Annotated in this window: 11 protein-coding genes; 5 read left to right on the forward strand and 6 right to left on the reverse strand. The window is 44.1% G+C overall.

Annotated features, from left to right (window positions below; all coding sequences use genetic code 11):
* Positions 1 to 6 precede the first annotated feature (6 nt).
* Complete coding sequence (locus GPM24_RS02420) at positions 7 to 1338, forward strand: TldD/PmbA family protein (protein ID WP_158825141.1); 1332 nt, start codon at positions 7 to 9, stop codon at positions 1336 to 1338.
* 86 nt (positions 1339 to 1424) lie between these two features.
* Here the strand turns inward: GPM24_RS02420 and GPM24_RS02425 are convergent, their stop codons facing one another.
* From GPM24_RS02425 to GPM24_RS02435, 3 genes are all read right to left on the reverse strand, one after another.
* Entirely contained in the window at positions 1425 to 2150 is a 726-nt protein-coding gene (locus GPM24_RS02425) for a helix-turn-helix domain-containing protein (protein WP_158825142.1), read from the reverse strand.
* 213 nt (positions 2151 to 2363) lie between these two features.
* Positions 2364 to 3971, reverse strand: coding sequence for a 2-oxoglutarate dehydrogenase complex dihydrolipoyllysine-residue succinyltransferase (gene odhB / locus GPM24_RS02430; protein WP_158825143.1), 1608 nt, complete (start codon positions 3969 to 3971; stop codon positions 2364 to 2366).
* A 143-nt stretch (positions 3972 to 4114) separates the two neighbouring features.
* Positions 4115 to 6925: a 2-oxoglutarate dehydrogenase E1 component gene (locus GPM24_RS02435; protein ID WP_158825144.1), complete on the reverse strand. Its 2811-nt coding sequence runs from the start codon at positions 6923 to 6925 to the stop codon at positions 4115 to 4117.
* Positions 6926 to 7187: 262 nt separating this feature from the next.
* On the opposite strand from GPM24_RS02435, the gene GPM24_RS02440 reads away from it, so the two are divergent.
* Positions 7188 to 7994 carry a ThuA domain-containing protein gene (locus GPM24_RS02440; RefSeq protein WP_233268715.1) on the forward strand — a complete coding sequence of 269 codons (807 nt, stop codon included), beginning with the start codon at positions 7188 to 7190 and terminating at the stop codon, positions 7992 to 7994.
* A 6-nt stretch (positions 7995 to 8000) separates the two neighbouring features.
* Here GPM24_RS02440 and GPM24_RS02445 read toward each other — a convergent pair whose 3' ends face one another.
* The 3 genes from GPM24_RS02445 to GPM24_RS22275 all read right to left on the reverse strand — a co-directional run bounded on the left by GPM24_RS02445 (position 8001) and on the right by GPM24_RS22275 (position 11606).
* Positions 8001 to 9536, reverse strand: a complete 1536-nt coding sequence (locus tag GPM24_RS02445) for a cryptochrome/photolyase family protein (protein WP_158825146.1) — start codon at positions 9534 to 9536, stop codon at positions 8001 to 8003.
* Between the two features lie 588 nt (positions 9537 to 10124).
* The gene (locus GPM24_RS02450; protein WP_158825147.1) at positions 10125 to 11420 is read right to left on the reverse strand and encodes a DASH family cryptochrome; all 1296 of its coding nucleotides are present in this window, start codon (positions 11418 to 11420) and stop codon (positions 10125 to 10127) included.
* Positions 11421 to 11459: 39 nt separating this feature from the next.
* Positions 11460 to 11606 (reverse strand): DUF2256 domain-containing protein, encoded by a 147-nt coding sequence (locus tag GPM24_RS22275; RefSeq protein ID WP_158825148.1) that lies wholly within the window; start codon positions 11604 to 11606, stop codon positions 11460 to 11462.
* A 249-nt stretch (positions 11607 to 11855) separates the two neighbouring features.
* Between GPM24_RS22275 and GPM24_RS02460 the strand changes: the two genes are divergently transcribed.
* From GPM24_RS02460 to GPM24_RS02470, 3 genes are all read left to right on the forward strand, one after another.
* A complete protein-coding gene (locus GPM24_RS02460; RefSeq protein ID WP_158825149.1) occupies positions 11856 to 12509 on the forward strand; it encodes a TetR family transcriptional regulator C-terminal domain-containing protein in 654 nt (217 codons plus the stop codon).
* A 68-nt stretch (positions 12510 to 12577) separates the two neighbouring features.
* Positions 12578 to 13252, forward strand: coding sequence for an HAD family hydrolase (locus tag GPM24_RS02465; protein WP_158825150.1), 675 nt, complete (start codon positions 12578 to 12580; stop codon positions 13250 to 13252).
* Entirely contained in the window at positions 13245 to 14570 is a 1326-nt protein-coding gene (locus GPM24_RS02470) for an ABC1 kinase family protein (protein WP_158825151.1), read from the forward strand. Before GPM24_RS02465 ends, GPM24_RS02470 begins: the two co-directional genes overlap by 8 nt.
* Positions 14571 to 14743: the final 173 nt, after the last annotated feature.

Genomic DNA, 14743 nt, shown 5'->3' on the forward strand with positions numbered 1-14743 from the left:
AACCATATGCCAATACTTAGCAAAGAAGAAGCACAGGCTTTATTAAAGAAAGTGCTTAGTTATTCAAAAGCCGACGAATGCGAAATCGGCTTAAGCGGAAGCGAAGGCGGCAACATCCGTACTGCCTTAAACGCAGTGTCTACCGCGGGCGATATCAGCACCCTTGGGTTGGCCGTAAGCTCTACCTTCGGTAAAAAAACCGGCACGGCTACCATCAACGAATTTGATGACGCCTCATTAGAAAAAGTTGTCCGCCGTTCGGAAGAACTGGCGCAGCTGGCTCCCGAAAACCCCGAGCACATGCCGCCGTTGGGTCCGCAAACTTTTGCCGAATCTAAAACTTATAATGAAAAAACGGCTGCCATGACGCCCGAAAGTCGTGCCGAAATGGTGGCGGCCAGCTTAAAAGCATCTAAAGAAGCCAACCTAAGCGCTGCAGGATTTTTGGAAAACGAAACCAACTTTACCGCGGTAATGAACAATAAAGGTTTGTTTGCTTATAATAAATCTGCCGGTGTTACTTTCTCGGTAACTACACGTAACACCGCCGGAACGGGTTCGGGTTATGCGGCTCGTGGCTTTACCGACGTAAGTAAACTGGACACTTATGCAGCTACCAAAATTGCTGCACAAAAAGCCAATGGCTCTGTAGGCGCTCGCGCTATTGAGCCCGGTAAATACACCGTAATTTTAGAGCCTACTGCAGCGGTTTACATGATGGAGAACATGTTCCGTTTTGATGCCCGCAGCGCCGATGAAGGCCGCAGCTACCTGAGCAAACGCGGTGGTGGTACCCGATTGGGAGAAAAGCTGATGGATGACAAAGTAACCATCTACTCCGACCCGTTTAATGACGAACTACCGGCCAATACCTGGGACCGCGACGGCCTGCCACAGGAAAAAACCTACTGGATACAAAACGGCGTGGTTAAAAATCTGAGCTACTCGCGCTACTGGGCCGAAAAGAAAGGCGCCAAACCCCTACCCGGCCCCAGCAACATCATTATGGAAGGCGGCACCACCAGCCTGGAAGAGATGATTAAAAGCACCGAGCGCGGCATCCTAGTATCTCGCCTGTGGTATATCCGTATGGTTGACCCGCAGGTACTGGCCCTTACCGGCCTAACCCGCGACGGTACCTTTTACATTGAGAACGGCAAAATCAAGTTTCCGATCAAAAACATGCGCTTTAACGAAAGCCCGGTAATTATGCTGAACAATGTAGAAGCCTTGGGTAAACCCGAGCGTGCCATCAGTGTAGAAAGCTACCGCAGCTATGTGATTCCTCCGATGAAAATTCGGGACTTTACGTTTAGTTCGTTGTCTGACGCGGTGTAAGGAGATTGAGATGCTATAAAACAGAAGCGGTTGTCGTGTGTACGGCAACCGCTTTTTTTAATTAATCGCCATATAAAAGAATCAGGTTATCGAAAAATTTTAATAGCAGGCTGATAAAATGCCGCTCTGCCGTTAAATGCTAAGCAGGTATTCACAACAATCATAATTGCATTATAGGCATACGGAATGGCTATACCCATGATAAGTATTATCTCCGGTAAGCCTAATCCTCCGAAACCTATATTGGAAACCGGCATATTAAAATGAAATATAATTGAGGTTGTAAAAAACAACAACCATCCATAATGAATCAAACACCAAGTTATTTGAAAGTTAACTACCCGCTTAGCAATTTCATCAATTCCTTTAATAGAATTACGTTTTATAACCCATAAAGCAAATGGCACTATCACACCTAGCGGCGCCCACAGAAAAAAGCTTAGAGCCGACAGATGTATTGCCATTAAATAAACTCTATCTTCAGGTAACTCGGCAAATTCAGGACGTATACTCTCGGCAACTTCTGTTAGTTTATGAACAGGTATCTCGAAACAGGTTGCTAGGCGTTGCAGGCTATCACCGTGTGGTTGGGTTGCACCACTTTCAATTCGCTGTATCGTGCGCAAACTAAGCCGGCAACATTCGGCCAGATATTCTTGTGAATACCCCTTGCTGATGCGCAAAGCTTTTACCTTGCTACCTAGATTATTGTTTTTCATGCTAAGTTGTTTTGAAGCGAATTTACATTGTGGCTGATAATTAAACTTACGTATTCTTTGCGTCATTTGCATGACAACGCTCAAAACAAGCATTTACTTACTTGCAATAAAGTATCCCGTTACTTAGCAGCAACCCGCTACCAATATTATCAAGGCGCTATACGGAGTTATCTGTTACAATGCATAAAAATTATTTTGACGGTATTATATAATCTAATTAGACTGCATATAAGCGTGGCGCAACCAAAAACCAAAAAAGCCCGACCATACCGGTCGAGCTTTTTATATTCAAAATCGAACAATCAATTAAACGCCTAACAATAATCTTGCAGGATCTTCCAGCAATTGTTTTACACGTACCAGGAAGCTTACTGATTCGCGGCCGTCTACGATGCGGTGATCGTATGACAGGGCCAGGTACATCATCGGGCGGATAACCACTTGGCCGTTTACAGCCACCGGGCGCTCGATAATGTTATGCATACCCAAAATAGCCGATTGCGGTGCATTGATGATTGGCGTAGACAGCATAGATCCGAAGATCCCACCGTTGGTAATAGTAAAAGTACCGCCGGTCATGTCCTCAATGGTCAGCTTGTTTTCGCGGGCTTTGCCGGCCAGCGTAACTACGGCTTTCTCGATTTCGGCCAAGCTCATGGCATCTGCGTTACGGATGATGGGAACCACCAAACCTTTAGGTGCAGATACAGCGATAGAAATATCAGCAAAGTTGCTGTACACAATCTCTTCACCATCAATACGGGCACCTACGGCTGGCCATTCTTGCAGGGCCATACATACCGCTTTGGTAAAAAACGACATGAAGCCTAAGCCTACGCCATGTTTTTCTTTAAATTTATCTTTGTATTTGCCACGTAGCTCCATGATAGGCTGCATGTCCACTTCATTAAAAGTGGTTAGCATGGCTGTTTCATTTTTAACAGCAACCAAACGCTTAGCTACGGTTTTACGCAGGTTGGTCATTTTTTCGCGACGCTCGGCACGGGTACTGGTAGCGCCTGATGGTGCTGCTGCGGTTTGTGGGGTAACTTTTGGTGCTGATGAAGCCGCATTATTAGATGGGCCAGCAGCAGTTTTCTGCGCGTTCAGGGCATCTTCTTTAGTGATACGGCCACCTACACCGGTACCGTTCACATTTTGCGGATCAACACCTTTTTCGGCCAGTATTTTACCGGCAGCAGGTGATGGAGTGCCTGCAGCATAACCGTTTCCGGTTGTCTGTTGTCTGTTGTCTGTTGCTGGTTGTGAAGCAGCAGGCGCACTTGGCGCTTCGCTCTTCGCACCACCTCCAACGCCACTTTCAATCTTGCAAACTACAGCGCCAATGGCCAGCACGTCGCCTTCGTTGGCTAAGGTAGTTAACGTACCTGCGCTTTCGGCAGTTAATTCAAAAGTAGCTTTATCTGATTCCAGTTCAGCAATAGCTTCGTCCATAGCTACCTGCTCGCCGCTTTTCTTAATCCAGCGGGATAAGGTAACTTCAGTGATAGACTCGCCTACCGGCGGAACTTTAATTTCAACAGTTTTAGCCTCGGCAGCCGGTGCTGGGGCAGCAGCCGGAGCCGCTTCAGGGCGGGTATCACGCTGACCAGGAGCGCTTTCATCAGCAGCGGCAGCAGTTTGTTTGCTTACCGGAGCGGCAGCCGCAGGAGCAGCGGCACCAGCTTCAATACTGGCTACTACAGCACCAATTGGCAATGTATCACCTTCCTGGGCAGTAATTTTTAAAGTTCCGGCACTTTCGGCAGTCAGCTCAAAAGTAGCTTTGTCTGATTCTAATTCGGCAATTACCTCATCCATGGCAACTGGCTCACCGTCTTTTTTAATCCAGCGCGACAGGGTAACTTCGGTAATGGATTCGCCTACCGGCGGAACTTTGATTTCTAAACTCATAATAGACTGAATTCGTTGTAGGTTGTAACGTTATATTTTGAATTGAGTTGTGAGTTGTCAGTTGTGAGTTGTCAGCTGCAAACGTCTGTATTTCTATTTCAGACAACTCACAACTGACAACCGACAGCTAAACGCGCAACAAATTAATCAGCATTAGTTTCGGCCATTTTATCGGCCGACTTTTTCACATTTTCTTTTTGTTCCTGGCTAACCGGTGCTTCAAAAGCTTTAGAGATAATATACAGTTGCTGTGAAGCATGCTGTTTTGAGTAACCGGTAGCAGTGCTGGCAGCTTCTTTACGTGAAATTACTTCCAGTTGCAGTGGGCTTTTGCGGAACTTACGCAGCATATATGGCCATGCACCCATGTTTTCTGGCTCTTCCTGTACCCAGAAAAACTCGGTGGCGTTGGTGTACTTCTCTTTGATGGCTTCCATCTCCAACTTAGGTGTTGGATACAGTTGCTCTACGCGAACAATGGCAACATCAGTACGTTTATCAGCTTGCTGTTTTTCCAGCAACTCATAATAAATTTTACCGCTGCAGAATAGTACACGTTTTACGTTTTTAGTATCTACGCTTGCATCGTCAATCAGTTCCTGGAATTTGCCTTGGGTAAAGTCTTCCAGTTTAGATACGCAGGCCGGATGGCGCAGTAAACTTTTCGGTGTAAATACCACCAATGGTTTACGGAAATCGCGGTGCAGCTGACGGCGCAATACGTGGAAGAAGTTGGCGGGCGTAGTACAGTTTACTGCCTGAATGTTGCTATCGGCGCAAAGCTCCATAAAGCGCTCAATACGTGCTGATGAGTGCTCGGGGCCTTGGCCTTCAAAACCATGTGGCAATAACATTACTAAACCGTTACCACGTTGCCATTTGGTTTCGGCACTTACCAAATACTGGTCAACTACAATTTGAGCTCCGTTAAAGAAGTCGCCAAATTGTGCTTCCCAAATGGTTAAAGCGTTAGGGTTAGCCAATGCATAACCATATTCGAAACCTAAAACGCCATACTCAGATAGTAGAGAGTTATAGATGTAGAATTTTGCATCAGCACCTAAAGTATCCATTGGCGTATATTCCTCATCGGTATCAGGCAGCGTAACTACCGCATGACGGTGTGAGAATGTACCGCGTTTTACGTCCTCGCCGCTTAAACGTACCGGGTGACCTTCTTTTAACAATGAACCATAAGCAATCAACTCGCCCATAGCCCAGTCAAAAGTGCGGGTTTCATTCACCATTTTGCGACGATCGTCAAACAGCTTTTCAATTTTCTTGAACAACGGTTTGTCTGTTGGCAAATCAGTTAGTTTACGGCCAATTTCCAGGAATTGCTCTTCGCTGATGGCAGTATCAGAAGTTGCATATACCTCTTCTTTGGTAGGTACGTGCAGCCCTTGCCATGCACCGGCAAACATTGGTTTGGTATCGGTAAAGCGATCTTGCGCTTTAATTTCGTTCAGTTGACCTTGCAATTCGTCGCGGAATGCTTTATCCAAACCCTTGGTAAACTCAGCATTAATGCTGCCTTCTTTAACCAATTGTTCGTTATAAATTTCGCGGGTGTTAGGGTGACCTTCTATCGCTTTATACAGTACCGGCTGGGTGAACTTAGGCTCATCCGACTCGTTGTGGCCGTAACGGCGGTAGCACAGAATATCGATAAACACATCCTCATTAAATTCCTGACGATATTCCATAGCCAGATTAATGGTGTATACCAATGCCTCTACATCATCACCGTTTACGTGGAATACGGGCGATAATACGGTTTTGGCAATATCGGTACAATAAGTGCTTGAACGGGCATCTTTAAAGTTGGTGGTAAAACCAATCTGGTTATTAATTACCAGGTGAACGGTGCCACCTGTTTTGTAACCTTGCAGTTTTTCCATCTGTAGCACCTCATAGATAATACCCTGGCCTGCTACAGAAGCATCGCCATGTATTAATATCGGTGCAATTTTATCATGGTCGCCGTTGTATTTGCCGTCAATTTTAGCACGGGTTATACCTTCAACCACAGGGTCAACAGTTTCTAGGTGCGATGGGTTGGGACAAAGGCTTAAGTGTACTTTTTTGCCGTTAGATAACTCTACGTCGGTTGAATAACCTAAGTGATATTTTACGTCGCCGCCAAAAGAGGTTTCCAGGTCGTAATTTTTACCTTCAAATTCGGCAAAAATCTCTTTGTAGGTTTTGCCCATAATGTTGGTCAAAACATTTAAACGACCACGGTGAGCCATACCAATGGTAAACTCTTCGATACCCAACTGTGCACCTTTTTCGATAACCGAATCCAGTGCCGGAATCAATGACTCTCCACCTTCCAGCGAAAAGCGTTTCTGACCCAAAAACTTGGTACCCAAAAAGCTTTCAAATACTACCGCCTGGTTCAGCTTATTTAAAATACGCTTTTTCTCTTCAACCGTAAACGACGGTTTATTGCGCTTGCTTTCCATCCTATCCTCAAACCATTTGGTTTTTATCGGATTACGAATGTACTTGTACTCCGCGCCAATCGACTGGCAATAGGTATCCTCCAACAGCTGCCGAATATCGCGCAGCTTGGCCGGGCCTAAGCCAACCTCTACACCAGCGTTAAATACGGTATCCATGTCGGCATCGCTTAAACCAAAGGTTTCAAGCTCTTTGCCCGGATGGTATTTGCGGCGTTCGCGCACGGGGTTAGTTTTGGTAAACAGGTGACCGCGTGAACGGTAACCGTTTATCATATTCAGCACGTTAATTTCTTTTAAAACGTGCTCGGGAGTGCCGGCTGCAGCATTTGCGGCAGCGGGTTGCGGTGCATTTCCTTGTCCAAAATCAAAGCCCTCAAAAAATTTCTGCCACCCGTAATCAACGGATTCAGAGTCATTTTTGTAAGCTTCGTATAGTGAATCTATGTAGGCTGCGTTTCCGCTATTGATGTAATTAAGACGATCCATCTGAAAACCAATCAGTAAAACGGTACAAAACTAAGAATATAAGATGTAAACTACACGGTTTAATTTGCAAATGGTTTTGAAAATGTTATATTTTGATTTTTTAACAGATTGACTATCGCTAAACGCACTAAATGTGCCCAATAAGTATAAATGTTTAGTAATATGTTAAATTGGCAACTGCTTACTTTTACCTAATCTTAACAAAAAGATGCCCTTTTTTAACAGTGTTAAAATTACACTTAGCATAATATGCTTAAGTTTCTTGCTGCTTGCTGCAAATGCTTATGCACAAATTAATGCTTCCCGCTTTAAGGTGATTGCCTTTTTTACAGGCAAAAATGACCTGGCCCATATCAGCTTTGTTAATGAAGCTAATCGCTGGTTTCCAGAAATCGCCAAAAAGCATCATTTTACGTATGATACCACCAGCAACTGGCGTAATTTAAACACAGCCTTCCTTTCGCATTATCAGGTTGTATTATTTTTAGATACCCGGCCCGACGCACCTGAACAGCGTGCTGCTTTTGAACAATACATGAAAAATGGTGGTGCCTGGATGGGCTTTCACTTTTCGGCATTTGCACTTACGCCATCGGCCTATCCGCAAAACTGGAACTGGTATCATAACCAGTTTTTAGGCTCGGGCGAATATGGAAGTAACACCTGGCGACCAACATCGGCCATATTGCGAGTGGAAAACAAACGGCATCCTGCCACAAAGCACTTACCCGCTATTTTCAAAGCATCCCCCAACGAATGGTACCGCTGGCAAAACGACTTAAGCAAAAATCCGGACATCGATATTTTACTGACTATTGACTCCAGCAGCTTTCCGCTGGGCACCGGCCCCAAGCCCAATGAGATTTGGCATAGCGGCTACTACCCCGTAGCTTGGACCAACAAGAAATATAAAATGGTGTATGTAAATATGGGCCACAATGATATGGACTATGAGCACAAGTACGACAATACCAATCGCACACTTTCTTATACTTTCAGCAATAAAGAGCAGAATCAGTTTATCATTAATTCACTGCTATGGCTGGGAACCAGAAAGAATGCTGAGTGAGCATTGTTATAACTCATTTAATTTATCCAGATAATCGGCCGCCTGCTCCATTACTTTCTGCTTTTCATCAGGCTGCATCGTTTTCAAGATGCGATAGGCCATACCGATGCGCGGGTTGCTTTGCAGATGCTCGGCATTGCGGTCCAAAAAGTTCCAGTAAAGGCTGTTGTACGGGCAAGCACGGTCGCCATATCTTTTCTTATAATCGTAATGGCAGTGCTTGCAGTAATCACTCATTTTGTTGATATAGGCCGCGGTAGCTGCGTATGGTTTCGAGGCAATTATACCACCGTCGGCAAACTGACTCATGCCACGGGTGTTGGTAATTTCTACCCATTGAATGGCATCTACATAAATACCCAGATACCAGGCATCCACATCATCGGGGTTAATGCCGGCCAGCAAGCAAAAATTACCAATTACCATCAGCCGTTGTATGTGATGTGCCCAGGCATGGTTAAGCGATTGGCCAATACATTTGTTGAGGCAGTTCATTTTCGTATTGCCATCCCAAAACCAGTGCGGTATCTCCGTGCGGTGGTTAAAGAAGTTTTTCTCATCATACCCCGGCATTTGCGACCAGTATACCCCACGCATAAACTCGCGCCAACCTACCACCTGCCGTATATAACCTTCTACCTGCGGTAAGGTGATTATTTGCTGATGCTGCTTATAGTGATTCAACACCTTACTCACAATCTCAAACGGCGCAATCATTTTTGAGTTCAGCGCAAAAGACATACGCGAATGGAATAAGCTGATATGCTCTTGCAGCATGGCATCTTCATAAGTACCAAAGTGTGGCAGCAAATGCTCACAAAAATACTCGAGTGATTTTAAAGCCTCCTGTCGGGAAAGCGGCCATTCCAGCCGCATGGCATCTACCTCTCCAAAATACTTGACGCCCATGCGGTCAATCATAGCCTTTAGTTCCGTTACGTCATGATTGTAGCGAATGGGCTCTTCCAGCGGCACTTTGCCGTCGTACTTTTTACGATTATCGGTATCAAAATTCCAGCGGTCGCCCAGCGGATCGTCGCCTTCCATTAATATATGCAACTTCTGGCGCATGTGCCTATAAAACACTTCCATCAGGTAACGCTTTTTACCGCTGAAAAAGTTTTGAACGTCATTCCGTTCTGTTAAAAAATGCTCCGTATCGGCAACACCAGTTTCAATATTTAACTTTTGGCAGATAGCTTTTAACTGCTCGTCCAACCGGTATTCGTCGGGCAGTTGGTACTCAAAGCGGGTGATGCTGTTTTGGATGATGATGCGTTGCAGATTCTGTTCAAAATCCTGCTGATTTTCCGGATCATCCAATTTGATATAAACCACTTGGTGCCCTCTTTTTTTAAGCTGATAAGCAAAGTTGCGCATCGCTCCAAAAAAAGCCAGTATCTTTTGCACATGGTGCATTACATATTGCTGCTCTTGCATCACCTCGAGCATTACATATATAATGTTGTTGTCAGTTTGCTTAAACCAACTGTGATTACTGTTTAGCTGATCGCCAAGTATTAATCGGAGCGTGCGGGACATGCATTAAACAACAGGCAGGTGTTGATGTGGTTTTGAATGATTGAGGCTTGTTCTTTTTATTTGTAGCTTTTACTTCTGGTTGTGTTTCATTAGGATAGAGATATTCTTATACCACCGACTGTGGATGTCACTTTCTTTTTTACCGCAAAAAAGAAAGTAACCAAAGAAAAAGCTCTCGGCCGCACCTTCTTTCTATTCAAAACAGTGCTTATACTTAAGTCAGTAGCTACCGAAAGAAGCTGAATGCCGATTCTTTTGTCGGTTATGTTCTGACTGTGCTTTACTTTGAACGAGGATAGAAAAAGAAAAGAAGCGCAGTGGCCCGCTATCGCGCCCGGGCCGGCGGCTGCCTGTAGCGTTGGATAGGGATCGCGAGAGCTAGGCCTTTTTGTTTCTTTTGTGGCTATGACAAAAGAAATAGCCTCCGCGGCAATGAGCGGACGAAGTAAGTAAAGGACCACTATCAGAAGTTAATTTTACAGTACAAACTTAGGATAGTAGTATAAATAAAGACAGTGCAAAAATTTTGAGATCGCTTCTACGCCTATTACACAAGCCGTTACTTTTTAGGCAATTATGTTGCAAAAACTATGCTGATGCAGCCAAATCTCCGGCGGCTTCTTCATTTAACCACAGCCTAACATATTCTCCTTTAGGGTCTAATTCGGCAGCAGTTTTGGGATTAAAATATCGATTCTCGCGAGGATCGTTGCCTACACCGGCAATGTAGGCCCAGTTGCCCCAGTTGCTGGCCGGTGAGTAGTCGATTAATTTTTCTTCGAACCATTGGGCGCCGCGGGTCCAGTCAACTTTTAAGGTTTTGGTCAGATAAGCCGCCACCACCTGTCTGCAGGAATTATGTAAAAAGCCCGTAATTTTCAACTCGTGCATACAGGCATCTACGTAAGGCACACCGGTTTGACCGTTTTTCCACTGGTCAAATAGTTCATCCTGGTTAGTAGCCAGTTCGGGTGCATTATCTTTAAAGCCAGCCGGACTGTAGAACTTGCTGCTGTACTTCTTAAACATAAACCGGAAGTAGTCGCGCCATAGTAATTCCAGCATCAGCGGGTGACTGTTAATGCTAACTTCGTGTTTTACCAGTTCCCAATATACCTGCCTGGGCGATAAACAGCCCAGAGCTAACCATGGTGATAACTTGGAAGCTGCGCTACTCCCCTTTTTAAGGGTTGCAGCTGTTGACTTATTGGCAAAATACTGCTCTAATTGTTGCAGAGCCATAGTTTCGCCACCTACAAAACGATAAGCACGAGGGTCGGCAATGGGCTCATTTAATCCCAATTGCTCAAGGGTTGGCACTTCACCGGCATCAATAATTTCAGGCGTCATAACAGCCTCGGGCGTTTGCACACACGGGCGCACCGCACTATCGCGTTCTACTTTCTTTTTAAAGGTATTGAAGCTATCCGGGATATCTTTAATCGGAAAAGGCAAATCCTCTTTATGGTACAGGGTATGGCCAATAAAGTGTTTAAGATTCAGCTTCATCTTCCATAAGGCAGCTTCAACCTGTTCGGATATACCGGTTTCTTCAAAAGCCACCTCGCGATGGTGGTATACTTCGCTGATATGATATTGCTCTGCTAATTGAGGAATCAACTCGGCCGGATGACCATGTGCGATAACTAATTCGCCGCCTAGATTGCGTAAATTTTGCCGTAGATTAGCTACGCTTTCAATAAGAAAACGAGCACGTATGTTACCGGTTTTATGGTTACCGGCTTCAGTAGTTTGAAAATAATGAGGATCGAAACAATATACCGGCAGTACCTTATCGGCCTTACGTATTGCTTCTAACAATATTTCATTGTCATGTACACGCAAGTCGTTTCTGAACCAAACCAGTATTATTTTTTCACTCATTGTTTATAATCAATCCAAATTAATATACAATAATCGGCATTATTTCTGTCTTCTGCACGCATCGCTGCAATATTTGACATCATCCCAACACTTAGCCCATTTTTTACGCCAGGCAAAAGGGCGACCACAAACGGCACATATTTTTTGCGGCAAATTTTCTTTCAGGATTCTTTTAGGAGCGGACATAACAGGATGAACAAACCGGCTGATACAATGTTAAGCACCCAATATTGTATACGAAACAGGATTTATAAAGATATGGAATATTACAGGAAAACAGGCTCGGCAATGCTAATCTATTAAACCGTTTATAGCTTAATTGTTTGATAACGAATAAACAATATATGCCTAAGCAGGCGTTTAATTGTATATAAGCATGACATTGATCAGCCAAATTAACTGTAAATTTATAGCAAATCATTAATCATCCACCATATGGCAACTATTAAAAGCATACAAAGCGCCTATATTGATTATGTACTTACGGAAGGACATGAACCCAAATCGGTTTACCTTTTTGCCAAGAATAACGACATGACCGAGGATGAATTTTACCGCTACTTCGGATCGTTTGAGGCGGTAGAGCAAAACATCTGGGCAGAGTTTGGAAAGAAGACTATCACCGAAATTAAAACACAGGAAGTATGGCCGCAATACTCATCACGTGAAAAGGCATTGTCGTTTTTTTACAGCTTTTTTGAATTACTCAAAGGCAGCCGCAGCTTTGCCATTTACAGTTTAAAAAAACAGCCACGCGGTATATCAACCCCACGGGTACTAGATAACCTGAAAACCATTTTTGAAAACTTTGCCGATGAGCTGGTACGTGATGGCATAGAAACCGGTGAACTAACAGATCGCAAGTTTTTTTCCAAACGCTACAAAGACGGCCTTTGGATGCAATTTGGATTTGTGCTGAAATTCTGGACCAGCGATAACTCTGCTGGCTTTGAAAAAACCGACGAAGCTATTGAAAAAGGACTGAACGTAACGTTTGATCTGTTTCAGCGTTCGCCTATTGATAATCTGATTGATTATGGCAAGTTCTTAGCCAAAAATGGCGGATTTAAAGAAAAAATGGGGTTTTAAAAATTATATCATTTCGTCATGGCGAGGAGCGACGGTAAATTATATTCGCACTTCTGCATTAACAACTTATGAAACAATTCGCTGCTATTTTTGATATGGATGGCACTTTGGTAGATAACAATCCGTATCATTTTAAAACCTGGAAACAACTGTTTGAAAAATACAACCGTGTTGAGGTAACTACTGAATTATACAACGAAAAATTGAGCGGTGTGCCGGGCATGGTTATTATGCGGGAATTTTTTGGCGATGATTACAGCGAGGACGAAATGAAGGAGATGTTTGATGAAAAGACCCGCATTTACAAAGAAGAATATGGCCCGCATGTAACGGCTATTAATGGGTTAGAAAGGCTGCTGATTGAACTTAAAAACGCCGGTGTAAAAACAGCAGTAGCGTCATCGGCCACAGCTTCTAATATTGATTTTGTGCTGGATAAGCTACCTATCAAGCCTTACTTTGATACAATAGTAGATGGGCCGCGCATCAGTAAACCCAAACCCAACCCACAAATATTTTTAAAAGCAGCCGAAGATTTAGGCATTAAGCCTGAAAGCTGCGTTGTGTTTGAAGATTCCTTGTCGGGTGTAAAAGCAGCCAATGCCGCGGGTATGAAGGTGGCAGCCATAACCACTACACACCAAGCAGAGGAACTGCACCCGGTTGATTTAATTATTGCCGATTATACCGGCCTGACTGTACAAAAATTGGCCGCATTATTTGAAGAGAAAAAGCATGAGTGAAGATAACGCCAAAGAGCAAAACAGCATACCCACCAGTAAAGTACAGCGCTCGGCCAAGTTTGTAAAAACCGGCTTTAAGGTGGGCGGCAACTATATAAAACATTACTCTAAAAAGCTGTTTAACCCCGATCTGGACCGCACGGAACTGAACGAGGATAATGCAGCCGATATCTACGAATCACTGAGCGAATTGAAAGGCAGCGCCCTTAAGGTAGCGCAAATGCTGAGCATGGATAAAAACATTCTGCCTAAAGCCTACGTAGATAAATTTTCGCAATCGCAGTATAACGCTCCGCCGCTATCCGGACCGCTGATTGTGCAAACCTTTAAAAAATATTTTGGCAAATCGCCAGAGCAGATTTACGATAAGTTTAATCTGAAATCAACCAACGCTGCCTCTATCGGCCAGGTGCACCAAGCTGAATTGAATGGCGAAAAGCTGGCCGTTAAAATACAATATCCGGGCGTAGGCGATTCTATATCATCCGACCTGAAATTGGTTAAACCCTTTGCTTTTCGCCTGCTGGGCATGAGTGAAAAGGAACTGGATATCTATATGCGCGAGGTGGAAGAACGCCTGCTGGAAGAAACCGACTATGAATTGGAAGTACGCCGTTCTATAGAGTTTTCAACTGCATGCTCTGGGCTTAACAATGTAGTGTTTCCTAAGTATTATCCGCAATTATCCAGCAAACGTATTATTACCATGAGCTGGCTGGAAGGGCAGCATTTGCGTGAGTTTTTGCAAACCAATCCATCGCAAGAACTGCGTAACCAAATTGGTCAGGCACTGTGGGACTTTTACAATTTTCAGCAACACGAACTGCGTGCGGTGCATGCCGACCCGCATCCGGGCAACTTTTTAATTACACCCGACGGCAAACTGGGCATTATCGATTTTGGCTGCATCAAGGAGATGCCCGAAGATTTTTATTATCCATTCTTTTCACTTACGTCAACCAATTTGCTGGATAATAAAGAAGAAACCATCAAGGCATTCCGTAAGCTGGAAATGATTTTGCCGAACGATACGCCTAAGCAAATTGAATTTTACCACGGCATGTACAAGCAAATGATAGGCCTGTTTGCCAAACCTTACATGAGCAGTACATTTGATTTTAGTGAAACCGCATTTTTTGATGAGCTGTACGGCTTTGGTGAAATGGTATCGCGCATGCCCGAGTTTAAACAGGCCCGCGGGGTAAAGCATTTTATTTACGTTAACCGTACCAATTTTGGCCTGTATAATATTTTACATGAATTGCAGGCACAAGTACGCACAGACACTTACAAGCCGCATGTAATGGCCGTTGTATAGTAAGCTGACATTATTTTAAATAAAGGAAATAAACAAAAAGCCCTGCCATTATTTGACAGGGCTTTTTAATTTTGCAGCCTGTATACTGGCAGCATATATAAGTTGTGCTGGTAATTATACCACTTATTTAGCTTAACCAAAACTCCCTGCCTTTTGCGTTGTTGCTCTACTTG

Source organism: Mucilaginibacter lacusdianchii, assembly GCF_009770985.1.
Taxonomy (GTDB): Bacteria; Bacteroidota; Bacteroidia; order Sphingobacteriales; family Sphingobacteriaceae; genus Mucilaginibacter; species Mucilaginibacter lacusdianchii.